This window comes from Alteribacter lacisalsi, from assembly GCF_003226345.1.
Taxonomy (GTDB): Bacteria; Bacillota; Bacilli; order Bacillales; family Salisediminibacteriaceae; genus Alteribacter; species Alteribacter lacisalsi.
Window position 1 is genome coordinate 17,812 of record NZ_PDOF01000003.1, and the last position, 22,400, is coordinate 40,211.

The 22,400-nt window shown below is 48.9% G+C and carries 24 protein-coding genes; 7 read left to right on the plus strand and 17 right to left on the minus strand.

From position 1 onward, the window contains the following. Positions 1–56: 56 nt before the first annotated feature. The 10 genes from argF to CR205_RS15195 form a co-directional block, all read right to left on the minus strand. Positions 57–1,022, minus strand: a complete 966-nt coding sequence (gene argF, locus CR205_RS15150; protein ID WP_110521544.1) for an ornithine carbamoyltransferase — start codon at positions 1,020–1,022, stop codon at positions 57–59. Then, a complete protein-coding gene (gene carB, locus CR205_RS15155) occupies positions 1,022–4,264 on the minus strand; it encodes a carbamoyl-phosphate synthase (glutamine-hydrolyzing) large subunit (RefSeq protein ID WP_110521000.1) in 3,243 nt (1,080 codons plus the stop codon). Before carB ends, argF begins: the two co-directional genes overlap by 1 nt. Beyond that, positions 4,251–5,321, minus strand: coding sequence for a carbamoyl phosphate synthase small subunit (locus CR205_RS15160; RefSeq protein ID WP_110521001.1), 1,071 nt, complete (start codon positions 5,319–5,321; stop codon positions 4,251–4,253). The genes carB and CR205_RS15160 overlap by 14 nt, the downstream gene beginning before the upstream one ends. Further along, complete coding sequence (locus tag CR205_RS15165; RefSeq protein ID WP_110521002.1) at positions 5,318–6,511, minus strand: acetylornithine transaminase; 1,194 nt, start codon at positions 6,509–6,511, stop codon at positions 5,318–5,320. The genes CR205_RS15160 and CR205_RS15165 overlap by 4 nt, the downstream gene beginning before the upstream one ends. Beyond that, entirely contained in the window at positions 6,504–7,301 is a 798-nt protein-coding gene (gene argB / locus CR205_RS15170; RefSeq protein ID WP_110521003.1) for an acetylglutamate kinase, read from the minus strand. Before argB ends, CR205_RS15165 begins: the two co-directional genes overlap by 8 nt. Positions 7,302–7,319: 18 nt before the next feature. Next, a complete protein-coding gene (gene argJ, locus CR205_RS15175) occupies positions 7,320–8,546 on the minus strand; it encodes a bifunctional ornithine acetyltransferase/N-acetylglutamate synthase (protein WP_110521004.1) in 1,227 nt (408 codons plus the stop codon). A gap of 51 nt (positions 8,547–8,597) precedes the next feature. Further along, a complete protein-coding gene (gene argC / locus CR205_RS15180; protein ID WP_110521005.1) occupies positions 8,598–9,635 on the minus strand; it encodes an N-acetyl-gamma-glutamyl-phosphate reductase in 1,038 nt (345 codons plus the stop codon). 186 nt (positions 9,636–9,821) lie between these two features. Next, positions 9,822–10,688 (minus strand): diaminopimelate epimerase, encoded by an 867-nt coding sequence (gene dapF / locus CR205_RS15185; protein WP_110521006.1) that lies wholly within the window; start codon positions 10,686–10,688, stop codon positions 9,822–9,824. Between the two features lie 14 nt (positions 10,689–10,702). Next, the gene (locus CR205_RS15190) at positions 10,703–10,948 is read right to left on the minus strand and encodes a hypothetical protein (RefSeq protein ID WP_110521007.1); all 246 of its coding nucleotides are present in this window, start codon (positions 10,946–10,948) and stop codon (positions 10,703–10,705) included. Between the two features lie 61 nt (positions 10,949–11,009). Continuing rightward, positions 11,010–11,246: a YuzB family protein gene (locus tag CR205_RS15195; RefSeq protein ID WP_110521008.1), complete on the minus strand. Its 237-nt coding sequence runs from the start codon at positions 11,244–11,246 to the stop codon at positions 11,010–11,012. Between the two features lie 232 nt (positions 11,247–11,478). On the opposite strand from CR205_RS15195, the gene CR205_RS15200 reads away from it, so the two are divergent. After that, positions 11,479–12,549 carry an NAD(P)/FAD-dependent oxidoreductase gene (locus tag CR205_RS15200; RefSeq protein WP_110521009.1) on the plus strand — a complete coding sequence of 357 codons (1,071 nt, stop codon included), beginning with the start codon at positions 11,479–11,481 and terminating at the stop codon, positions 12,547–12,549. A gap of 264 nt (positions 12,550–12,813) precedes the next feature. On the opposite strand, the gene CR205_RS15205 is transcribed toward CR205_RS15200, so the two are convergent. Beyond that, positions 12,814–13,152 carry a DUF1462 family protein gene (locus CR205_RS15205; protein WP_110521010.1) on the minus strand — a complete coding sequence of 113 codons (339 nt, stop codon included), beginning with the start codon at positions 13,150–13,152 and terminating at the stop codon, positions 12,814–12,816. Between the two features lie 198 nt (positions 13,153–13,350). Between CR205_RS15205 and CR205_RS15210 the strand changes: the two genes are divergently transcribed. After that, positions 13,351–13,590, plus strand: a complete 240-nt coding sequence (locus CR205_RS15210) for a NifU family protein (protein WP_110521011.1) — start codon at positions 13,351–13,353, stop codon at positions 13,588–13,590. Between the two features lie 50 nt (positions 13,591–13,640). Here CR205_RS15210 and CR205_RS15215 read toward each other — a convergent pair whose 3' ends face one another. Then, positions 13,641–14,618 (minus strand): 2-hydroxyacid dehydrogenase, encoded by a 978-nt coding sequence (locus CR205_RS15215; protein WP_110521012.1) that lies wholly within the window; start codon positions 14,616–14,618, stop codon positions 13,641–13,643. Positions 14,619–14,819: 201 nt separating this feature from the next. Continuing rightward, the gene (yutH, locus tag CR205_RS15220) at positions 14,820–15,851 is read right to left on the minus strand and encodes a spore coat putative kinase YutH (protein ID WP_110521013.1); all 1,032 of its coding nucleotides are present in this window, start codon (positions 15,849–15,851) and stop codon (positions 14,820–14,822) included. Positions 15,852–16,056: 205 nt separating this feature from the next. On the opposite strand from yutH, the gene CR205_RS15225 reads away from it, so the two are divergent. Beyond that, positions 16,057–16,551 carry a phosphatidylglycerophosphatase A family protein gene (locus CR205_RS15225; RefSeq protein ID WP_110521545.1) on the plus strand — a complete coding sequence of 165 codons (495 nt, stop codon included), beginning with the start codon at positions 16,057–16,059 and terminating at the stop codon, positions 16,549–16,551. 187 nt (positions 16,552–16,738) lie between these two features. On the opposite strand, the gene CR205_RS15230 is transcribed toward CR205_RS15225, so the two are convergent. Both CR205_RS15230 and CR205_RS15235 read right to left on the minus strand, forming a co-directional pair. Next, the gene (locus CR205_RS15230) at positions 16,739–17,512 is read right to left on the minus strand and encodes a TIGR01457 family HAD-type hydrolase (RefSeq protein ID WP_110521014.1); all 774 of its coding nucleotides are present in this window, start codon (positions 17,510–17,512) and stop codon (positions 16,739–16,741) included. A 19-nt stretch (positions 17,513–17,531) separates the two neighbouring features. Then, positions 17,532–17,978 carry a DUF86 domain-containing protein gene (locus CR205_RS15235; RefSeq protein WP_110521015.1) on the minus strand — a complete coding sequence of 149 codons (447 nt, stop codon included), beginning with the start codon at positions 17,976–17,978 and terminating at the stop codon, positions 17,532–17,534. 226 nt (positions 17,979–18,204) lie between these two features. Between CR205_RS15235 and glpX the strand changes: the two genes are divergently transcribed. The 3 genes from glpX to CR205_RS15250 all read left to right on the plus strand — a co-directional run bounded on the left by glpX (position 18,205) and on the right by CR205_RS15250 (position 19,808). Then, complete coding sequence (glpX, locus tag CR205_RS15240; RefSeq protein WP_110521016.1) at positions 18,205–19,176, plus strand: class II fructose-bisphosphatase; 972 nt, start codon at positions 18,205–18,207, stop codon at positions 19,174–19,176. Positions 19,177–19,202: 26 nt separating this feature from the next. Further along, positions 19,203–19,469 (plus strand): DUF3055 domain-containing protein, encoded by a 267-nt coding sequence (locus tag CR205_RS15245; protein ID WP_110521017.1) that lies wholly within the window; start codon positions 19,203–19,205, stop codon positions 19,467–19,469. 69 nt (positions 19,470–19,538) lie between these two features. Then, the gene (locus CR205_RS15250) at positions 19,539–19,808 is read left to right on the plus strand and encodes a hypothetical protein (protein ID WP_110521018.1); all 270 of its coding nucleotides are present in this window, start codon (positions 19,539–19,541) and stop codon (positions 19,806–19,808) included. Positions 19,809–19,987: 179 nt separating this feature from the next. Here CR205_RS15250 and CR205_RS15255 read toward each other — a convergent pair whose 3' ends face one another. Then, positions 19,988–20,338, minus strand: a complete 351-nt coding sequence (locus CR205_RS15255; protein WP_110521546.1) for a YutD family protein — start codon at positions 20,336–20,338, stop codon at positions 19,988–19,990. Positions 20,339–20,507: 169 nt separating this feature from the next. Between CR205_RS15255 and CR205_RS15260 the strand changes: the two genes are divergently transcribed. Beyond that, positions 20,508–21,164: a YhcN/YlaJ family sporulation lipoprotein gene (locus CR205_RS15260; protein ID WP_110521019.1), complete on the plus strand. Its 657-nt coding sequence runs from the start codon at positions 20,508–20,510 to the stop codon at positions 21,162–21,164. A gap of 171 nt (positions 21,165–21,335) precedes the next feature. On the opposite strand, the gene lipA is transcribed toward CR205_RS15260, so the two are convergent. Continuing rightward, the gene (gene lipA, locus CR205_RS15265) at positions 21,336–22,214 is read right to left on the minus strand and encodes a lipoyl synthase (protein WP_110521020.1); all 879 of its coding nucleotides are present in this window, start codon (positions 22,212–22,214) and stop codon (positions 21,336–21,338) included. Positions 22,215–22,400 lie beyond the last annotated feature (186 nt).

The window sequence follows — 22,400 nt, forward strand, 5'->3', positions numbered from 1 at the left end:
GTGAGGGCCTTTACTTGTATAAAATTGTAATGTGGTTTCTTAATATCTTCGCACACCTAAGCAAGAAGCATTTTCAATAGTGCTTTTTGGGCATGGAGCCTGTTTTCTGCCTCTTCAAACACGGAGGAATGAGGGCCATCGATAATACCGGCTGTTACTTCTTCTCCCCGATGGGCAGGCAGGCAGTGGAGAAACATGTAATCAGAATCAGCCAGCTCACACAGCGCTTCATTCACCTGGTAGGACTTAAAGGCAGCGAGGCGTTTTTTTGTTTCATTCTCCTGTCCCATACTCGTCCATACGTCTGTTACGACAACATCAGCAGAGACTGCCGCTTCTTCCGGGCTGTACGTAAATGAGATGCTGCTCCCCTTTTGTTCCGCAGCCGTTCTTGCCTGATGATAAAGATCCGGATCAGGTTCAAATCCGTGCGGACTTGCCACAGTCATATCCATCCCCGTCATCGCTGCCCCCTGCAGAAGTGAATGGGCAATATTGTTATTTCCATCCCCGATAAAACAGAGTTTCAGCCCTTCAAGCTTTCCTTTTCTCTCGAAAATTGTCATTAAATCCGCAAGCACCTGTGCGGGATGGTGAAGATCTGTGAGACCGTTTATAACAGGAACGGAAGCCTCCTCAGCAAGCTCCTCAATCGTTTCATGGGCAAAAGTCCGGATCATAATACCATCAACATAACCGGACAAAACTTTTGCAGTATCAGAGATAGACTCCCCGCGACCGAGCTGAATATCCTTTGAATTGAGGAAAATGGCATGGCCTCCAAGCTGGATCATGCCCATTTCAAAACTGATTCTCGTTCTCGTTGATGCTTTTTCAAAAATCATGGCAAGGGACTTTCCCTTCGCGTACTCATGGGGAATGCCCATTTTCTGCTTACTTTTCAGATCAATCGCTTCTTCAAGAAGAGATAGAAGCTGCTCTTCTCCGAGATCAGCCAGTGTAAGGAAATCCTGCTTTTTCTTCAGTGAACTTGCGTTTTTGGATTTCTGCTGCGTGTTCATTAACGACATGCAATCACTCCGTTCTGTTTTCTAGTATGATCCCGGTATTCTTTCAACCGGCGCGCCTTTGGCTGCACGTTGTTATGCACTGGGGAAAACTGATGCCAGAATCGGGCAGTGTCAAGACTCGTAAAGCAGGGAACACCGTACTTTACAGCGATTGCCCTCAGTGCATGGCCGAATGTGTCACGATTTCGTCCTTTTGAGGGAATGCAGATGACGGCATCGGGCGGTTCTGCTTTGAACAACCGGTCGAGACCTTCAGGATCCTTTGGTACCGTTGTCGTATCAATCACCGCCTCAGAAAAGGCTCCGGCTGTCCCTTTTGTAGCCATGATCTTCCAACCCTTTTCACTTACAAAATTCATCAGTTCCACAGCTTCCTTCTTCGCCCCGTCTGCAGCGGAACAGAGAATTAAAGGACGAACAGGCGAGTCGTGATTGTGTGGGGACCATACCTTTACAGCAGCTTCCTCCAAAGAAACACCGCACCCCAGAATTTCCCCTGTTGATTTCATATCCGGCCCCATTACATGGTCCGCACCAGGCAGACTGGAAGCTGAAAATACCGGCGCTTTCACCGTATAAAAGCCCGGCTCCTCCATTAAGCCTTCTGCACTGGTCACATCATTGAGTGTGTCGCCTAGCTGAATTCGTGCTGCCCATTCGATCATTGTAACACCGGTCACCTTCCCCATAATCGGAACCGTACGGGAGGCTCTTGGATTCACTTCCAGCACATACACTGTACCTTTATGAAGAACAAATTGAATGTTCATCATCCCTTTTACCGGTGCATAGTGGGCAATTTTTTCAGCATAGAGCACCATCGTTTCTTTTTCAGCTTCAGTCAGGTTTATGGGAGGAAACAATGCTGTACTGTCACCTGAATGCACTCCGGCACGTTCGACATGCTCAAAAATGCCCGGAATAACAATGGAGGTTCCGTCACTGATCACATCCATTTCACATTCCCGTCCCGGAAGATAGGAGTCCAGAAGAAGCGGCCATGTTCGTCTGTCCTCCACTTTCGTGAACTTTTCCACATATTGCTGAAGCTCTTCAGGTGAGCTGCAGACCTGCATATTTTCGCCGCCGATGACGTAGGACGGTCTGACGAGAACAGGGTATCCGGTCCGCTCTGCTTTTTCATACAGTTGTGCACGCTGGTGTACTGTCTCGCCCGGTATGTGCGGAATTTGAAGGTCATTAAGCAGTGTGTAAAATGCTTCCCGGTCTTCGAGCCTGTCAATGGCCTCAAGTGACGTACCCAGAATAGTAATCCCTTCGGCCGCCAGTGCTTCTGCTGTGTTAATCGCCGTCTGCCCACCGAACTGCACGAGAACACCATTGACTTTCTCTTTCTTTGCCACCGCGAGAATATCCTCTACAGCAAGCGGTTCAAAGTACAGACGATCTGCAGCAGAATAATCGGTACTCACAGTTTCCGGATTATTGTTCATCACAACGGCTTCATAGCCTTTTTCCTTTACAGCCTTCGCTGCCTGAACTGAACAGTAGTCAAACTCAATTCCCTGGCCGATCCGGATTGGGCCTGATCCGACGACCAGAATTTTTTCAGACACGGAGTCAGTTACCTCGTCCTCCCCATGCCAGGTAGAGTAGAAATAAGGCGTTACGGCATCAAACTCCGCCGCACAAGTATCCACCAGTTTAAAACCGCGGTGCATCCCTGCTGATTCCAGCTTCCTTCTTACTTGCTTTTCATTTGTATCAGCTAACTCAGCAATTCTTCGGTCGCTGATGTTCAGCATTTTTGCCTTTTTTAAAATGCTGTCGGGAAGTCGGGCCCATGAATAGGCCGCAATGTCATTTTCACAGTCCACAATGTTTTTGATTTTCATTAAAAACCAGCGGGTGATTTCGGTCAGTTCTGCCGCCACATGCACCGTCCAGCCTCGTTTAAAGGCTTCGGCAATCGCATAGATGCGAAGATCAGTCGGGTTTTTCAGTTCTTCTGCAAGCTCCTCCTCTGTCATACTGCTGCAGACAGGATGGTAAAGGCTGTACGTGCCGTTTTCCATCGAACGGAGTGCTTTATTTAAAGCGCCTTCGAACGAGCGATCAATCGCCATTACCTCCCCGGTTGCTTTCATCTGGGTGCCTAGCTTTCTGTCCGAATCCGGAAATTTGTCCGAAGGAAAGCGCGGAAGCTTCACGATGGTGTAATCCAGTGCAGGCTCAAAAGAGGCGAACGTGTTGCCGGTAATCGGATTGATAATTTCATCCAGATGGTACCCGACAGCACATTTTGCCGCTATTCTGGCAATCGGATAGCCTGTAGCTTTTGAAGCCAGTGCCGATGAGCGGCTGACACGTGGATTCACTTCGATGATGCAGTACTCACCCGAGTCTGGATGAACGGCAAACTGAACGTTGCATCCGCCGGTCACTTCCAGCGCGCGTACGATTTTAATGGAAGAATCCCTCAGCTTCTGGTACACCACATCAGACAGGGTCTGTGATGGTGCGGTAACAATCGAATCTCCTGTATGAACACCGACCGGATCCATATTTTCCATGTTGCATACAATCGTGCACGTGTCGTTTTCATCACGCATCACTTCATATTCAACTTCCTTCCAGCCTTTGATGCTTTTCTCTGCGAGTACCTGATGGATCGGACTCATGGAAAGACCACGCTGAAGCACAGATTCAAATCCGGTTAAATCTTCTGCAAAACCGCCTCCTGACCCTCCGAGTGTATAGGCAGGACGGATAATGACAGGGAATCCTGCCTCCTTTACAAATTCCAGTCCTTGATCGAGGCTTTCCACTGTCTTTGATTCAGGGACAGGTTCTCCGATTTCATGCATCAGGCTTCTGAAGAGCTCACGATCCTCTCCTTTTCTGATCGATTCCGCAGCGGTACCGAGCAGCTCAACTCCGTATTTATTTAAGATGCCTTCATCATGGAGTGCTATAGTCAGATTGAGCCCGGTCTGGCCTCCCAGGGTTCCAATCATACCGTCCGGTTTTTCTTTTTCCAGGATGGCCTCAACTGTTTCTGTTGTCAGCGGCTCAATATAGACGTGATCGGCTATTGATTCATCTGTCATAATCGTGGCAGGGTTGCTGTTCAAAAGGACAACCTCGATCCCTTCCTCTTTCAGTGACAGGCAGGCCTGTGTACCGGCATAGTCAAATTCCGCCGCCTGACCGATCACAATGGGTCCTGAACCGATCACCAGAACCTTTTTGATGTCCTTACGCTTTGGCATACCGGGTCCCTCCTGACTGTGTCATCTGGTCCACAAATTCGTCGAAGAGATAGTCCGTGTCACTTGGACCGGGGTGCGCTTCAGGATGAAACTGAACCGAGGATATCGGCAGACCGCTGTGACTGAGCCCCTCGACTGTACCGTCATTCACATTACGGAAGGTGACAACCATCCCATTTTTTGCAAGATTGTCTTCTGTGACCACATATCCGTGGTTCTGGGAGGTGATATGGACTTTGCCTGTAAGCATCTCTTTTACAGGATGGTTGCTTCCTCTGTGCCCGTTCTGCTGCTTTTTTGTCCCTCCTCCGAAAGCCAGTGCCAGCAGTTGATGACCGAGACAGATACCAAATGCCGGCCACATCTTCGCCAGGCGTCTGATCTTCATAAACTCACCTGCAAGATCAGCCGGATCTCCCGGTCCGTTGCTGAAGAGAATACCATCAGGTGAAAGTGCCTGGATCTGGTCATACGAAAACGTATAGGGAACTGCGGTAACAGCGCATCCCCGCTTTAACAGCGCATGGAGGATGGACTTTTTATAACCGTAATCCACGAGAATCACATGGGGACCGTCATTTGAATAATGTGCAGGTGTTTTAACACTCACCTGTTCCACGAGCAGTTCTTTTGTCTCCTCTTTCCATCCCGGCGCTTCAGGATCTGACGTAATGCACCCTTTGACGGTCGGGTATTTCCGTATTGTTTTCACGAGAGCACGGGTATCGATCCCATTCAGCCCTGGAACGCCTGCTTCCTTAAGCTGCTCAGAAAAACTCCTGGAACCGGTTTCGCCCCCGTCCTCCCAGGTTTCACCCACGATGACACCGGCTACAGCTGTATCCAGGCTTTCGTTATCTTCCCTGTTCACACCATAATTGCCGATGAGAGGGTAGCAGAATACCAGAATTTGGCCGGCGTAGGAGGGATCAGTACTCATTTCCTGATAACCTGTCATGCTCGTTGTAAATACGACTTCCCCTGATGCAGGGAGAGACGCACCAATCATTTCTCCTTCAAAACTGTCCCCTGTATCAAGCTTTAAGTACGCTTTCATCCTGATGTCTCCTTCCGTCTCTCAAAGATGGTCTGCAGAATATTAACCGCCTTCGCTGCCTCTTCTTGTGACACGGTCAGGGGAGGCAGAAGCCGTATCACATTTTTTCCTGCTGTAAGGATAAGCAGGCCCTCTTGTCTTGCTTCACGTACCACTTCAGCAGCTTCTCCGTTCAATTCCATTCCAAGAAGAAGTCCTTTGCCCCTGACTTCTCTGATTTCCCCGAACTCTCCACACCATGCTTCGATGTCGGTTTTAAGCCTTTTTCCAGCCGTCATGGCCTGCTCCGGTATGCCGTTTCCGGTCATTATTTCAAGCGTTGCGGCCCCTGCTGTGCAGGCAAGCGGGTTCCCCCCGAATGTTGTTCCGTGGGTACCAGGACCGAACCCGGCGGCCGCCTTGCGGTTCGCCACAACCGCACCGATGGGAAAGCCTGAACCGAGGCCTTTCGCCAGAGTCATGACATCCGGTGTGATGCCGTATTGTTCATAGGCGAACAATGTTCCGGTTCTTCCCATACCCGTCTGCACCTCATCGACCATTAGAAGGATATTTTCTTTTCGGCACTTTGCCTGCAGTTCTTTGACCCAGTCTGAATCTGCCGGGCTCACGCCTCCCTCGCCCTGAACCAGTTCCAGAAGTACAGCTGCGGTTTGAGCGCCATCAATTTCTTCAAGAGATTCCGGACAGTTAAATGGAAGATGCCTGAACCCTTCCGGAAGCGGGGCAAATCCTTCTTTCACGTGATCCTGCCCGGTGGCAGTGAGCGTCGCAAGTGTGCGGCCGTGAAAGGAATGGGTAAAGGTAATCACTTCTTTTGAAGCTGCTCCCTTTCTGTTCTCTGCGTATTTCCTCGCAAGTTTTACTGCTGCTTCATTCGCTTCAGCCCCGCTGTTACAGAAAAATACCTGCTCCCCGAAACTGCGGGCAGTCAAAAGCGCCGCAAGTGTTTCCTGAGCCCGGATGTAAAACAGATTGGAGCAGTGCCACAGTTCCTCCAGCTGGTGAGATACAGCTGTTTTTACCTCCTCAGGTACGTGGCCGAGATTGCAGGTGCCAATACCCGAGGTAAAGTCAAGATATTGCTTTCCTTTGTCGTCCCATACGACGCTGCCCTTTCCTCGTACAATTGTGAGAGGAAAACGGTTATACGTGTTCATAAGCGGGTCTGCCAGTGCTACGTCAGACATTCACCTTCACCTCCTCAGCTGTAATGCGCGTGCCGTTCAATTGGCTATGTTCCAACAGATTTTCCAATGCATCCTGGTGAAGACCATTAATGATGGAAACCTCAGGCACGCCGTTTTTCAAACCAGCAGCGGCGGCTTTGATCTTCGGAACCATCCCGCCTGTAACCTCACCTGACTCAATCAGCCCCTCAGCTTCCGAAACGGTCAGATGGCGAAACCAGTCCCGGTCGCCAGAACCGTAAACGCCAGGTACGTTGCTGATAAAACTGAGCGGGGCTCCGAGAGCTCCAGCCACGGCTGAGGCCGCCGTATCACCGTTTATGTTGTATTTCTGTCCCGTGGCAGGATCAGCACTGACGGGGGAAATAACCGGAATCTGTCCTCGTGCCGTGATCTGTCTGATTATTTTCGTATTCACGGTTTCGATCCGGCCCACTAAACCGAGTCCGTTCCCGGAAGGTTTCGCTTTCATGAAATATCCGTCCACACCGCTCAGTCCGAAAGCATTTCCGCCTGCCAGCTGGATTCGATTCACAAGTTTTTTATTGACCGAACCGCTCAGCACCATTTCCACGATATCCATGACGCCTTCCGTTGTTTTTCGGAGCCCGTTCACAAATACTGTTTGAACCCCTGTCTGTTCCAGCAGTTTTGAAATAAGTGGACCGCCACCATGTACAATCACAGGGCTGCACAGACCATGATCCCGGTACCGGACGATGTCCGTAAAAAACTGATCCGGTAACTCTTCAAGACTGCTGCCGCCGCATTTAATAACGATTTCATTCATGCTTCTCCTTCACCCTTCCTACGTCCGGTACGATGCGTTAATTTTGATATAGTCATACGTCAGGTCACATCCCCAGGCAGTCGCTTCAGCTTCTCCCTGGCCAAGATCCACAAAAATGCTGACGGTTTCCTGGTTTAAGTACGCGATTCCTTCAATTTCATCAAAAGGAAGCGGCACCCCGTTTTTAAAAAGAGGAATATGCCCAAGCTTCACACTAATTTTTTCCGGTTCCACGGGCTCACCGCTGTATCCGACAGCACACACAATCCTTCCCCAGTTCGGGTCGGTACCGAACACGGCCGTTTTTACGAGATTCGATGAAATAACAGCCTTGGCAACCTTTCCGGCAGCCTCTTCTGTAGCGGCACCGGTTACCGTCGTTTCGATCAGTCTGGCTGCTCCCTCTCCGTCCCTTGCGATCTGCCTGGCAAGCATGGTGCAGATCTTTTCAAGTGCCTGAGTAAAGGTCTCCCAGTCAGGGTGCTCTTCTGTGAGCGGACTGTTCCCCGCTTTTCCGTTCGCCATAATCAACACCATATCGTTTGTGCTCGAGTCACCATCAACCGTAATCATGTTAAATGAACGGTTTACTGCTTCCCTGAGAGCTTTTTGAAGATCCTGCCCGCTGACGTCTGCATCAGTGGTGATAAAGCCCAGCATCGTCGCCATATTCGGGTGGATCATACCGGATCCTTTAGCCGCTCCGCCGACTGTAATTTTCTTCCCATCTGCCTCAAACTGTACCGCTGCTCTTTTTTGGGATGTATCGGTTGTCTGGATCGCGGTCTCGAAAAGGTCCGCCCCGTGGCTTTCCGGCTCACCGAATTTTATTAGTCCTTTTTCTATTTTCGATACAGGCAGCTCCGGGCCGATTAAACCGGTTGAGGCAACACCTGCAAGATGCTCCTTTATCCCAAGCAATCGGGCAAAAGCACTTCTCATCCACCGGGCATCTATCAGCCCCTGCTCTCCTGTACAGGCATTGGCTACCCCCGAATTTACCAGCACAGCCTGAAGTTTCTGTTCTACTGCTATACTTTCCTTGGTAATGGACAGTGGTGCTGCCTGAAAACGATTCGTCGTGTAGACACCTGCCGAGGATGCCGGTGTGGCAGAAAAGATCCAGCCCAGATCGAGTTTTTTCCTGCGGATTCCGCAGTGGACTCCTCCTGCACTGTAGCCATTTGGGGACGTTACACATCCGTCGGTTAACACGTTTATTCCGCTTACTGCAGTTGTCATGATCTGCCTCCCTTTTGTTTTTCCGCGTGTGCGGGGGAAAAGAGTTATCCCGTCTTACGGGTAAACAGGTACGTGCATCAGGCCGGTCCGCTCATCCCAGCCGTTCATCACATTCACATTCTGGATTGCCTGGCCTGCTGCTCCTTTACCAAGATTGTCGATGGCACTGACAATCGTAAGCCTTCCGGTTCGTTCATCAGCATGCAGTCCGATATCACAGAAGTTGCTTCCGTACACGCCTTTTGTAGAAGGGAATACTTCTTTTTCCATGATTCTTACAAAGGGGTGGCGGCTGTAAAATGTACGGTAATAATCGATCACCTCTTTTGTGTTAACCTGTTCTTCTAAAGGAAGTGATATGGTGCACATGAGTCCCCGTGTCATGGGAACGAGGTGAGTGGTGAATGAGACTGTCACTTCCATTCCGTGCTCCCGGCTCAAAAACTGCTCAATCTCGGGGATATGCTGATGTTTGCCCACTTTGTATGCTTTCACATTTTCATTAGCCTCACTGTAATGGGTGTTCAGTGACATCCCCCTGCCCGCCCCGCTGATCCCCGATTTCCCATCGATCACAATTGATGAGGTACCGCCCCAGCCGTTTTTGATAACCGGAATGAGACCAAGCAGGGCAGCAGTCGGATAACAGCCTGGGTTGGCAACGATCGTACTTTCCTGAATTGCCTCCCAATATAGTTCTGTCAAACCGTAGACCGCCTGTTCAGCCAAAGCTTCAGGAGGCGGTGTCTGGTTATACCACAAGCAGTTCAGTTCCTCTCCCTGCAGTCTGAAATCACCGGAAAGATCGACACATTTAAGTCCCGCCTCTATGCATTCAGGTATGAGTTCCTTACTCACTCCTGAAGGTGCCGCAAAAAATACCACATCCGCTTCTTTTTCCATTTTATGAATATCATATGCATCCATTGTATAAGAAACAATTCTCGACAAGTGGGGAAATACCTCTTCAACCTGATCGCCATGATGTGATTTAGAAATCACAGAAACTAATTCGATGTAAGGGTGACGCTGTATTATACGAATTAATTCTACTGCTCCGTAACCAGTACCACCTACTACTGCTGCTTTCATCCAAAGACCCTCCATTCCCGAATTAATTAATTATTATACTTACTGATTTATTTTTATTCAATAGCAAATAAAAATTTTTCTTTCCTAAAGTGATGTTTGTGACTTTTTTCACCCTTTGGGAACATAAAAAAAAGACTGACCTTAAAGGTGTTTTTCACCTTTAAGATCAGCCTCAATGAGGTTACTTTATCTGTTTTCACGGGGTATATAAACGCCGTCGCAGATCACCTCGGCCGGTCCGGTCATCCATACTTCCCCCTCCTCATCCCAGCGGATGGTTAAATCCCCGCCAGCAAGATGAACCGTAATATCTTCATTTCTATCGCTGCGGCCATTCAGGACGGCTGCGACTGCCGCTGCACACGCCCCTGTCCCGCACGCCTGTGTAATTCCGGAACCTCTTTCCCACACCCGGAAATTCAGTTCCGTTTTGGAAACCACTTCAACAAATTCGGCATTGACCCAGTCAGGAAACCTCCTGTCCTTTTCAATGGCCGGCCCGAGCACAGTAAGCGGCGCCTCCTCAATCCGGTTAACGAAAAAGACGGCATGGGGATTCCCCATGGAAACCGCGGTAACGCGAAGTGTTTCTCCGCTGATTTCAAATTTCTCATCAACAACCTGATCCTGTTCCGATCCGGTCATAGGAATCAGGCTCCGTTTCAGCACCGGCTTTCCCATATTCACCGTTACACCTCTTACCTGATTTTCCTTTACGTGCACTTCCGCAGAGACGTTCCCGCTCTTGGTTTCAATCGTCATGGTTGTTTTTTCACCTGCTAGCCCGCGCTCGAACGCGTATTTCGCCACACATCGGAGGCCGTTTCCGCAGTTTTTCGCTTCTGATCCATCATTGTTAAAAATCCGCATTCGCACATCGGCTGAATCGGATGGACCAATCAGGATCATCCCGTCAGATCCGATCCCCCGGTACTGGTCTGCAAGCTCGACGGCGAGTGCCGGAAGCTGTTCTTCAGGCAGGGCAGTTTCAAATTCATTAATATAAATATAATTATTTCCGAGTCCGTGCATTTTTGTAAAAGGGATCTTCATCTGTTCTCCTCCGTTCATCGTTCACTTCTGAGAGGCTCGCTGGTCCAGAAATAGTCTTCATCTGCCTCGAGAATGACCATTGTTTTCAGGCAGCAGGGCATGTGCAGGCGGAATTTGACATGCTCCTGTGCCCGTTTCAGATCACGTATTTTCATGTTGGTTAGAACATTATCCTCGCTGCAGTAAGGACAGGAGGCGACGTAAATATCGCCCATTTGAAGTTCATAAGGCCATGTATGTTCAAAGGGGATCATTTTCATTTTATTCCCTCCACGTATATGGTGTAAAAAACCTTACTCCGCTCGCGAAGTAAGGTTTCCGTTAAAACATCGGATTCTCTTCCAGATGTTTGTAGATATTATCATAAAGTTCGTCATTTGAATCACCTGTGACAATGTCTCCGTTCACGAGAGCGAAGCGGGTACGGGAACACTGCCCGCAAAAACTCAGACAGCCGTACTCAATCACGTCCAGGTTCGGATCCTGTTCCAGGCGTTCACGAACTTCCTGTGTTCCGCTGGCCAGATTACTGACACAGAACTCGATAATCGGTTTCATTCGTGCATCACCTCTTCTTGATCAATCATTATCCTATCGTTTCACCATTTCCCTGTCAACATTCCCGCTTGAATCCCTGTTTTATATTCTTAAAAATGTTGTTATTTCGACAAAAAGTTGATAAGATTTAATTGGACTAAAACGTTTACATAACGCATGTCGTGCCGCTTTGAAACCATTGTGGCGTGTCTATAGAGAGTTTTGTGCTTACAGCAATGAGGAGGCTGATCGTGTGAGAGAATTATTAGTACTGGGCGGCGGCTACGGCGGGCTGAGAGTCATTCAGCGGCTGCTGGCGTCTAAAGACCTTAAAGATGTCCGTATAACAGTGGTTGAAAGGGAAGCCTATCACAGCCTGAAAACGGAGTTTTACGCTCTGGCTGCCGGAACTGTTGCCGACAAGCATCTGCGCGTCAGCTTTCCGGAGGATGTCCGGCTTGAAATGAAATATGAAACCGTTTCAAAAATCAATCTGGAGGACAAAACCGTTGAAGTGGCATCCGGAGAGACGCTGCGGTATGATGACCTCGTGATCGGTCTCGGATGTGAAGATAAATACCATGGTGTGCCCGGTGCAGACCAGTACACACTCAGCATTCAGTCCATGCGACGCGCCCGGAAAACCAATCAGGTAATTCAGGCCATCCGTAACAACGGAACGGTCGCCATTGTCGGGGGCGGATTGAGCGGTGTTGAAGTGGCAAGTGAACTGAGGGAAAGCCGTCCTGATCTGAATGTGAAGCTTTTTGACCGCGGTGAAACAATTTTAAGTATGTTCCCGGCGAAGCTCTATAATTATGTGACGGAATGGCTCAGAGAAAATGAAGTCGAAATTATCAACAAAGCCAACATAACAAAAGTAGAAGAAAACATCCTATATAATCACGATGAGGCGGTTCAGACCGATGCGATTATCTGGACAGCCGGCATTCAGGCGAATAAAGTCGTCCGTGAACTTGATGTGCCTAAGGACAACCAGGGTCGTGTCAAAGTGACACATCATCACCACATTCCAGAATACAAGAATGTTTTCGTTGTCGGCGACTGCGCCCGGCTGGATCAGGCTCCAAGCGCCCAGCTAGCGGAAGCACAGGGGGAACAAATTGCCATGCTTCTCCAAAAATCGTGGAACAATGAGGAGTGGCCGGAAAAACTGCCGCGCATCAAGCTGAAAGGTGTCCTCGGCTCTCTCGGTAAGAAGCATGGATTCGGCCTTATGGGGGAGAAGCCCCTTACCGGCCGCGTGCCACGGGTACTGAAATCCGGCGTTTTGTGGATGTATAAGTATCATTCAGGGTCTTAATAGTCGACTTGAAAAGCCGTCCGGCTGGTGCCGGACGGCTTTATGACGCCTTGAAGATGCTGGATGAAGAGGGCATTAAAGGCCCCAATAAGATTCCAAAACAGAAACTAAAACCATTAAAGGCGCCACTAAAACCCCTAAACAGAAACTAAAACCCTTAAAGGCTTCACTATGACCCCTAAACAGAAACTAAAACCCTTAAAGGCTTCACTAAGACCCCTAAACCACCCCAACCTTCACACACTATGCTTAAGGCCTGACCATTCATGCACCATTCTGTCCGGCTGCAGACTGTTCCTCCTGTAGCTGTTCAATTTTTTTATAAATAACCGGGAGGCGCGGATCTCCTTCAGTAGCCACTTCCCCGTTTATCACAACGAGCGGATAGAAATATTCATCGTCCAGAATAAGCCGGGAAAATTCCTCCTGCTCATCTCCTTCCGGAAGGTCAATATCGCAATATACAAAGCTCACTGATGCCCCCGGGAACCTGCGGGCAACAGCTGCTTCGAGCCATTCTTTAGTTTCCAGGGCAGACGGAAGGTTAATGCAGCTCGCACACTTCTCCTCTGCTCCGTAAACGGTAATCACAATCCGGGACATTACAATCCCCTCCCTGAATTAAGCGTTTTCTTTTGCTCTTACCCCTTATTTTATCATAGATTTATGTTATACTCGGTGTGAATCCCGCCATAGGGATTTGTAAAGAAGCCCAATTTCAGTAAATGAAGCACGTTCATGGATTTTTCCGCGTATGGATATTATAATGAATCATAAGGATATTGAAAGGGAGTGTTTTATATGTCTACAGAAACAACAATGGAAGAACAAGTACAGGAAGTTCTTGATAAACTCCGTCCGTTCCTTCTTCGTGATGGAGGAGACGTTGAGCTGGTTGAAATCGACGAAGGTGTCGTAAAAGTACGTCTTATGGGTGCCTGCGGCTCATGCCCAAGTTCAACCATTACGTTGAAAGCGGGTATCGAACGCGCACTTCTTGAAGAAGTACCTGGCGTTACAGAACTCGAACAGGTATTTTAATCAGATCATATAAAAACCTCTGCCAACCGGCAGAGGTTTTTTGCTGTTTGTCAGTCTACTCTGTTTACAACCGCCTTTGGACGGTAGCCCTTCAGCACGTAGGCAATATTTCTGCATGCCAACTGGGCCATCCGCTTCCTTGTTTCCACGGTGGCACTGCCGATGTGAGGCAGGACCGTGACGTTTGGAAAAGACAATAAAGGATGCCCCGGGTCTACCGGTTCCTCCTGAAAGACGTCCAGCCCCGCACCGGCAATCTGTTTGTCCTCGAGTGCTTTTACGAGCCCCCGCTCATCCACAAGACCCCCGCGGGAGGCGTTAATGAAAAAGGCGGACCGTTTCATCAGTCTGAATTCGTGATACGTAAACATCTGCTTTGTTTCCTCGGTAAGCGGCGCCAGACAAACGACAAAGTCCGATTCTTTCAGAAGGCGGTCGAGAGGTGCATAAGCCGCCCCCGTTTCGTTCTCCGTCTCCTTGCGCCGGGTCCGGTTATGGTAAAGCACATTCATTGAAAAACCGGATGCTCTTTTTGCTACACCAGTACCGATCCTCCCCATCCCCACAATACCGATAGTTTTCCCGTATACATCATGACCGGCCATAAGCAGTGGCCCCCACTCCCGCCAGTTCCCGCTTCTGACAAGGTCACTTGCTTCGGTGATGCGCCGTGCGGATGCCAGCAGAAGGGCAAACGTAAGGTCAGCGGTTGTCTCTGTCAAAATATCCGGCGTGTTGCAGACGATGATTCCCATCTCATCTGCTGCCTGCAGATCAATGTTGTCATAGCCTACACCCATATTGGACACCACACGCAAGTTCGGCGCGCCTTCAAGAAGCTCTCTGTCCACCGGGTCACTGACCATTGTCAAAATGGCATCAGCCTCTTCTGCCTCTTTTTCCAGGCGTTCCCGCGGCACCGGCTTGTCCGCTTCCTCCCACATGGAAATCCGGGCCAGATCCAGAAGCGGTTCCAGTGTACTGTCCGGAAGAGTCCGAGTAATAAACACATAAGGTTTTCTTCTCATGATTAATTTCCTCCCGTAAAATGAAGTTCCAGTCATCCCTGTATGTAGAGGCTCTGTTAAAGTCTGTTGTTGATTTCCGCTCCCTGCGCTCCCTTTCCGCGGGAGTTTCGCGCGTTCGCTTCAATCAAAGATTGAAATATCAACATTGAGCTTTAACAGAGCCTATGTAGAAAAAAGAACAGCTCCACTCACACTGTTCTTTTATCCGATCCAGACGGGCAGCCGCATTCTCGTACGTTCATCGAGAAGATAGTGCTGCAGTTCAGCCACTCTTTTTTCATAAAAGTCACTGCCGTTCTGAATCGTTATGAATTCTTCCGCAAAGGTCTGTTTTTTCTGTTCATCCACGGTCTGATAATAGTTTTCAACCGTATCAAAATAGTGAAGCGGAAATAGCAGTCTGGCAACCATCAGTTTCCTGTCAACCGCAGTCAGGGGCCTCTCCTGCTCGTAGTCTGCCAATAGAGTATAAAAATCCGAGTGACGCTGCATGGCGAACGCATTTCTGACATCCTCGCGAAACCGCTCTGTCAAATCCCTTGAAAAATGATCATACATAAACTGTCCCGGGACTTTAATCGCAGACGGGTATTTTTGATCCACTGTCAGCCAGGTATTTTCCAGAAACCTGCGATGACAGATCGTGTTTCCCTGTTCCAGCGCGGCGGTCCCGTCGTCAATACCGATGTCATTCATGAGCTGGATGGCATTTTCACTCATCCCCATAAAATACGGATATGTCAGCAGAAATGATTCATCAAAAGGGCTCTTAAACCGTTCATTCCGTATGTGTGTGTACCATGATTCCATCTGGTCGAGTCTTTTTTCCCATTTGCCCTTCCACTGCTGGGCACCGCTGACGTTTTTCCTATTCCCTCCGGACGGGTAATACAAGCCTCTCTGGTGAAAAACAGCCAGCTTTTTTCCTGCAGAAAGATTCACGCTTTCCCGCGTGTGAAGAACGGCCGGCAGCCGGTAAAGGGCCATGGACGTACCGTCCATATCGATAAACGTCCTGCCGTGGTCGGTTCTGACCAGTTCCGGTACGCCTTCCTCTCCCTGGGAATGGAGCCACTGGGCCATTTCGGACTGGCGCTGAACTTCATCCTGATCAGAAGGCACAGGCATTAGAAGATACGTTTCACCACCGGCTTCTATGACCGTCAGCTCAAACGCATGCATGACGTTTTCCGCATAAAGACGATAGTGATCAAACAGCGATCGTTCAAGCATCCGACTTCCTCCTCGTATAACAGTAATATCAGTTTATGAGCAGAGGCACATAATGGTGAAAATGCCCGGTCCCGATGCTTCTTCCATTCTCTGTGTCTAAATCCGTTTAATCATGGAAAAGACTAGTAGGACACAGTACGCGGAGCACACGAAAAGCAGGGCAGAATCATATAATACCCAAAGGAAAACGAAGGTGATGATGCAGATGAGTGAAAAGGGAAGAGATATCGTAGAGAAGACAGCACGGGAGTGGCTCACAAAGCGCGGAGTTAAGCTTGAGGATATTGCGGACCTTGTGTACCAGCTCCAGGTGAAGTACTATCCGGACCTTACCATGGACCTGTGCATGAAAAATGTGAACCGTGTCCTTGCCAAGCGGGAGGTTCAAAACGCCATCCTGACCGGCATCCAGCTTGATAAGCTGGGTGAAGAAGGAAAGCTCGAGCAGCCGCTTCAGGGCATTATCGAGCGTGACGAAGGTCTTTACGGAGTGGACGAAATTGTCGCTCTCTCGATCGTGAATGTATACGGATCGATCGGTTTTACCAACTACGGCTATATTGATAAAGAGAAACCAGGAATTCTTAAGTTTTTAAACGATAAAAATAACGGATGCCACACGTTTCTCGACGACATCGTTGGCGCCATTGCTGCAGCGGCATCCAGCCGCCTTGCCCACAGCGCCGAAGCAGTAGAATAAACACATTAATGGTATGTGATAAATTTGAAGCGTAAGGCGGCGACTTCTGCGGGAATTGCATCAACTGAAGACCCCGCATAGTGAATTTCCCGAGGAGGCCGAAGCTAGACCTGCGGAAAGCGTCCGCCTGCAGTGAAAAAAAAGATCAAAAAAAAAAAAGAGGATGCTCCCGTGGCATCCTCTTTTTCTATTCTGTATCAAACTGCCATTCATCCAGACCGCCGATAGAAAACGAAGGCTGGATCTCTTTTGCCGTCAGATGCTCTTTCGAGGTGACACCGGTATGCACGATGACCGTATCCAGACCGCCGTTAATCCCGGCCAGAATATCGGTGTCATAGTTATCCCCAATCATGACTGTCTCTTCTTTTCGCGTACCAAGCCGCTCAAGGGCTCCGTCAATGATAATCGCTTCCGGTTTTCCGATGAACACCGGTTTCACCCCTGAGGACACGGTTACAACCGACGTGAGTGAACCGTTCCCCGGCAGAAGCCCCCGTTCGGCTGGAATAGCCACGTCCCCGTTTGTGGAAACAAAGGATGCCCCTTTCCGCACAGCAAGGCAGGCAGTACTGAGCTTCTCATACGAAATCTCCCTGTCGATTCCCATGACCACAAAGTCCGCCTGCTCACCGCCTTTTTTGAGACCTTTTTCTTCAAGCGCTTTTTCCAACCCCTCTTCCCCGATCATATAGACAGACGCACCAGGTTTTTTATCTGCGATATAGCCTGCTGTCGCCAAGCTGGTCGTATAAACGTGATCAGGTGTGGACGGAATGCCCATTGATACAAGCTTGTCCGAAACCTGCTCAGGCGTCCGTGAAGAGTTATTAGTCACAAACAGGTACGGCAGTTCCCGTCTGTTCAGTTCGTTTACGAAAACTACCGCTTCTGCAATTTCCTTTGCACCACGGTACATCGTGCCGTCCAGGTCAATTAAATACCCTTTATAGTTTTTCATGACGCGCCCCTCCTGTCTGTCAGTCTGACTTGTGTGGTAAAAATGCAGAAACCGGTCCGAGTTCGTTTTCCAGATACATTCTGATCTTCCCTGGAAAGCGGAGCAGATACGGCATTTCTTTTTTAAATTGCGACTGGAGGGCTTTGTGATCAATACCGGTGTATTCCTGAAGCAGGACCTTCCTCCACGGAAGCAGGCGTTTAACTCCTTTTCCCTCTTCGTCTGTGAGTACTTTTTCATCAAGGAGGATGTCCACGATGTCATCAAAACTCCCGGGGTCTCTCATAATAAAGCCGTCAATCATCTGATTGCCTACATCCATCATCGTTTCAATAATCATATGACCGGTCCTCTCAAGGACAAGCCTGGAATCTTCTCCCTCACCGCTTTGCTCAGCCATCCGCACAAGCAGGTTTTCAAGGTAATCGAGACGTTTTTCAATTAATTCACGGTCAACAAAATACATTGATCTCACCTTCTTAAAACGAATTAGTATAACACATTAAAAGCTCTTACATTGATTGTTTCACAAATTACCGTTTATTTAGTACGTATTATTTGTTATTATGATGAAGGATTAAAAACGCAGCTCTTGTGCTGCCGAAATAACGGCCTCCGGGTCATATTATACAGTTTTCATAACGGTATGCCATATATTATAGCACTTCACTTTTACAACTGGGGGAATACACATGGATCGTGAATTAGCACTGGAAATTGTCCGCGTAACCGAAGCAGCAGCTCTGGGGTCAGCCCAATGGATGGGACGGGGCCTGAAGAATGAAGCCGACGATGCCGCAACAACTGCGATGCGTAACATGTTTGATTCTGTGAACATGCGAGGCACAGTCGTCATTGGTGAGGGTGAACTGGACGAAGCACCGATGCTCTACATCGGTGAGGAACTCGGTTCCGGCACAGGCCCTGAGGTGGATATCGCTGTTGATCCTCTTGAAGGGACGAGCATCGTAGCAAAAGGACACCCGAACGCCATGGCCGTCATCGCCATCGCAGATCGAGGCACCCTTTTGCATGCGCCTGATATGTATATGGAAAAGCTCGTTGTAGGTCCGGAAGCAGCCGGCCTCGTTCGCCTTGATGATCCGATTGAAAAAACGATTGATATCGTAGCAAAAATGAACAACAAACGTGTGCGGGATGTCACGGTCATTATTCAGGAGCGTGAACGTCATCAGGAGCTTGTTGACCGGATTCGTGCCAAAGGAGCACGCGTTACCCTTTTCGGAGACGGGGACGTTGGTGCGTCAATTGCTACGGCAATGCCGCGGACAGGTATTGACCTGTTTGTAGGGACCGGCGGTGCACCCGAGGGTGTTATTTCCGCTGCCGCCATTAAAACACTTGGCGGTGACATGCAGGCGCGCCTTGTTCCGATGAATGAAGAAGAAGCAGAGCGCTGCCGCAAAATGGGTGTCGAGGATACAAGCAAGGTTCTTCAGCTCGATGACCTGGTCAAAAGCGATGATGCTATTTTTGCCGCAACAGGCGTGTCTACCGGTGAACTTCTTGAAGGCGTGCGCTTTCTGAGCGGAGACCACGTGGAAACCGACTCCATCGTCATGCGTGCAAAAACCGGTACAGTACGGTATATTAAAGCTCAGCACCGTCTGAATAAGAAGCCCCCTCTCCAGGAACAGGGGTAAGTACCGGAAAGAGAGGATGAACACGGATGTCCGAGCGCTTCTATCTCTACAACGACACGGAAGATACGAAAACCCGCTTCGTCAGCTTCATGGGGGAAGAACAGCGTTTTGATCTGGCCATTACCATGTCGACACGTTACTATGGCAAAAAACTTGTCCTTAATATGCTTTCCAACCGTTTTGCCATTATCGGTCCAGACGATCTTGACGAACCCGGCTACCTTGAACATGCTTTTAACCTTGAAGAGGCAGAAGCAGAGGAACTCCGCCAGTTTTTATATGAAGTGATATGATATCTGATAATATCTACCTGTACCAAAAACACCTCCCGGTGGCATACTAAGCCCGGGAGGTGTTTCGTTATGCCTGATAAAGACGAACGCAAATATACAGACTTTACCGTGGTGGAAAATAACCGGAATTATGTTCTGCCTGAAATTACGCCTGAAGGCCCATACGGCTCTCCAATCGAGCGACCGCTGGGAAAAAGCTCGCCGTGGCACGAAGGACAGCGTTCCTACAGTGCCTTTAATTACGAATACAAAAATCTGCACGAAGGCTTGGACAGGAAAGACCCCGGGTCCCACCCGACTCACGATGATAAGCGCTATAACGGCGGCGGAAGACAGTAAGGATACACGCTTACTGACAGGCGAGACCCCGCAGGCACAGCTGAACAAGCTTTCCGGCATCACGGGCGGAAAGCGAACGGACGGCGTGAAGCGAAGCTACTGTGCAGTCTTTTCCACGGTATACAAAAAAGACCGCCTGCCCAGAAAAGAGCAGACGGTCTTTTACATTTTCGGAAAGCTTACAATCCTGCAGGAGCCTCCTGGTGAGCCTTCTTTTTATCTTTATCTTTACTGTTGTTATCTTTATCTTCCTTTTTTTCCTTCACTTTTTTTATCACAAAGTAAGGACAGCCGAAATTACAGTACTCATAAAGGTATTCCGGCAGGGAGCTGATTTTTGATTCGAATGCGGCTTTCCGGTGCTGGTCCTCAAAGAACCCCTTCAGCCTGAGCTGATTGTAGCCCCAGTCGCCTACAATGTAATCGTATTTGTTCAGCACATCACTGTAGCGGGACTTAAAGTCCTCTTCAACGAAGCCGCCTCTCACGTCTTCGAGCAGTTCATACTGATTTCCCTGAACACGAATCATTGTTACCACCTCTCTTTACTCCTTTTATCTTGCCTTATTTTATGAAGAATTTCAATGTTTTTCCCCGGGTAAGCCGCTAACCCGTTCCACGTACTTCTGTAAAACGGCACAAATTACCGCTCCTAATAACACCTTTTCCTGAGAAACCTATACTCAGGAGGTGGAAAAAATGAAACGTATGATTGCAGCATCACTATTACTTACTGCGGCTCTTACTGCCTGTGGCGGCCAAATGGAGAATTTGACCAGCCCTTACGGTCAAGGTCAGAATCAGGCTGACGGAGAGGGACGCTGGACTTCGATGGGTACAGGAAATACCCAGGAAGGCTACAACGTCATCAACCGTGAAGGCAGACCCGGTCACGATGAATTTAACCGGTTCGGCTTTGTGACAGAGACGAAAGAATCTGCCAGTGAAAAAGAAGCTCCAGGCTATGCGGTGTATGACAAGGAACTGCTTGCGGACTCCATCAGTGAGATGGCAGCTGTCATTCCTGACGTAAACCAGTGTTCAACGCTGGTTACAGATGGAGAAGTACTCATGGTTTATGACCGTGATTCAGACAGTAATCTAAGCCGCGATGAGGTTGCAGACCAGGTTCGTAAAACGGCTTTGTCTGTAATTCCATCCTACTATGAAGTCTACGTAAGCGATGATCTGTCTCTGCAGGAGGACATTGAGCGATTTGCTGACCTGTCCCCTGAAGATAATGCATACGAGGAATCTCTTGACCACACAATCGAACAGTTAAAGGCTTATCCGCAGGGAGAACCAATCAGCGAGGACGAAATGCATTCAGAAAACAACGACTATAAAATGAACTGAAGCATCCAATCAGGGTAAAGCAGCGGGAAACTGCTGCGTTGCCCTTTTGGTGTTTTACCGCTGGGCCAACTATTGTGGGTTTTCTTGTACTTATTTTCGTTTACTTGTAATTAGCTGTATTTATCCCAGCCGCGTAAAAAACGGCTCCCCGTTAGGGGAACCGTCTTAAGATCAGGACTGAGCCGCATTAACCTGTTCATCCGCGTGGTAGGATGAGCGGACGAGAGGGCCGGATTCACAGTGCTTGAATCCTTTACTGAGGGCAATTTCCTTCAGCTCGGCAAACTCTTCGGGACTCCAGTATTTTTTAATTTTCAGGTGCTTTTTCGTCGGCTGCAGGTACTGGCCGATTGTCATAATATCCACATTAGATGCACGAAGGTCGTCCATCGTTTCAATAATTTCTTCCTTCGTTTCCCCAAGACCGATCATCAGGCTGGACTTGGTCGGAATATTCGGATTCATTTCCTTGGCCCGTTTGAGAAATTCCAAGGTGCGCTCATATGTAGCACGGGCACGCACACGGGGCGTAAGGCTTCTGACAGTTTCAATATTGTGGTTCATAATGTCCGGTTTCGCATCCATGAGCGTCTGAAGGTTTTCAAAACGTCCCATCATATCCGAAGGCAGTACCTCTACTGTCGTGAACGGGCTCTTTCTGCGGATCGCACGCACCGTTTCAGCAAAAACTTCGGCTCCGCCGTCTTTCAGGTCGTCACGGGCAACTGCTGTAATGACAGCGTGCTTAAGACCCATGAGCTTGACAGAGTCTGCCACACGTTCCGGCTCATCGAGATCCAGTTCAGTGGGAAGACCGGTCTTTACCGCACAAAATCGGCAGGCACGGGTACAAATATCCCCGAGAATCATAAAGGTTGCCGTTTTCCGCTCGGCCCAGCATTCATGAATGTTCGGGCAGCGCGCTTCCTCACAGACCGTGTGAAGCTTTTTTTCCCGCATCATTTTTTTAAGTCCGGTGTAGGATTCATTTGTATTCAATTTTATCTTAAGCCAGTCCGGTTTACGGATATGTTCTTCTTTTTTCGCCATAAGTCACTCTCCTGATCCATAGTCCTTCTCAACCCATAGACGGTGCTGTTCTATGTATGCCGACAATGTTCTCAATCATTAGTTACTTTAACATGAAAACGCAATTTTCTCAAAGAGTTCGAATACTGGAAGGATTTTTCCCGAATGGTTTTCAAGCCGATTTCAAACACTACATTATAGACATTG

What these genes read in the sequence shown, in the direction of transcription:
- carB (WP_110521000.1), bottom strand. Translation starts at nt 4,264, where the DNA reads ATGCCAAAGCGTAAGGACATCAAAAAGGTTCTGGTGATCGGTTCAGGA.
- CR205_RS15160 (WP_110521001.1), bottom strand. Translation starts at nt 5,321, where the DNA reads ATGAAAGCGTACTTAAAGCTTGATACAGGGGACAGTTTTGAAGGAGAA.
- CR205_RS15260 (WP_110521019.1), top strand. Translation starts at nt 20,508, where the DNA reads ATGAAACGTATGATTGCAGCATCACTATTACTTACTGCGGCTCTTACT.
- CR205_RS15245 (WP_110521017.1), top strand. Translation starts at nt 19,203, where the DNA reads ATGTCCGAGCGCTTCTATCTCTACAACGACACGGAAGATACGAAAACC.
- lipA (WP_110521020.1), bottom strand. Translation starts at nt 22,214, where the DNA reads ATGGCGAAAAAAGAAGAACATATCCGTAAACCGGACTGGCTTAAGATA.
- CR205_RS15195 (WP_110521008.1), bottom strand. Translation starts at nt 11,246, where the DNA reads ATGAAACCGATTATCGAGTTCTGTGTCAGTAATCTGGCCAGCGGAACA.
- CR205_RS15165 (WP_110521002.1), bottom strand. Translation starts at nt 6,511, where the DNA reads ATGTCTGACGTAGCACTGGCAGACCCGCTTATGAACACGTATAACCGT.
- CR205_RS15250 (WP_110521018.1), top strand. Translation starts at nt 19,539, where the DNA reads ATGCCTGATAAAGACGAACGCAAATATACAGACTTTACCGTGGTGGAA.
- CR205_RS15225 (WP_110521545.1), top strand. Translation starts at nt 16,057, where the DNA reads ATGAGTGAAAAGGGAAGAGATATCGTAGAGAAGACAGCACGGGAGTGG.
- argB (WP_110521003.1), bottom strand. Translation starts at nt 7,301, where the DNA reads ATGAATGAAATCGTTATTAAATGCGGCGGCAGCAGTCTTGAAGAGTTA.
- CR205_RS15255 (WP_110521546.1), bottom strand. Translation starts at nt 20,338, where the DNA reads ATGATTCGTGTTCAGGGAAATCAGTATGAACTGCTCGAAGACGTGAGA.
- glpX (WP_110521016.1), top strand. Translation starts at nt 18,205, where the DNA reads ATGGATCGTGAATTAGCACTGGAAATTGTCCGCGTAACCGAAGCAGCA.
- CR205_RS15230 (WP_110521014.1), bottom strand. Translation starts at nt 17,512, where the DNA reads ATGAAAAACTATAAAGGGTATTTAATTGACCTGGACGGCACGATGTAC.
- yutH (WP_110521013.1), bottom strand. Translation starts at nt 15,851, where the DNA reads ATGCTTGAACGATCGCTGTTTGATCACTATCGTCTTTATGCGGAAAAC.
- CR205_RS15215 (WP_110521012.1), bottom strand. Translation starts at nt 14,618, where the DNA reads ATGAGAAGAAAACCTTATGTGTTTATTACTCGGACTCTTCCGGACAGT.
- CR205_RS15205 (WP_110521010.1), bottom strand. Translation starts at nt 13,152, where the DNA reads ATGTCCCGGATTGTGATTACCGTTTACGGAGCAGAGGAGAAGTGTGCG.
- CR205_RS15190 (WP_110521007.1), bottom strand. Translation starts at nt 10,948, where the DNA reads ATGAAAATGATCCCCTTTGAACATACATGGCCTTATGAACTTCAAATG.
- CR205_RS15210 (WP_110521011.1), top strand. Translation starts at nt 13,351, where the DNA reads ATGTCTACAGAAACAACAATGGAAGAACAAGTACAGGAAGTTCTTGAT.
- CR205_RS15235 (WP_110521015.1), bottom strand. Translation starts at nt 17,978, where the DNA reads ATGTATTTTGTTGACCGTGAATTAATTGAAAAACGTCTCGATTACCTT.
- argC (WP_110521005.1), bottom strand. Translation starts at nt 9,635, where the DNA reads ATGAAAGCAGCAGTAGTAGGTGGTACTGGTTACGGAGCAGTAGAATTA.
- argF (WP_110521544.1), bottom strand. Translation starts at nt 1,022, where the DNA reads ATGAACACGCAGCAGAAATCCAAAAACGCAAGTTCACTGAAGAAAAAG.
- dapF (WP_110521006.1), bottom strand. Translation starts at nt 10,688, where the DNA reads ATGAAGATCCCTTTTACAAAAATGCACGGACTCGGAAATAATTATATT.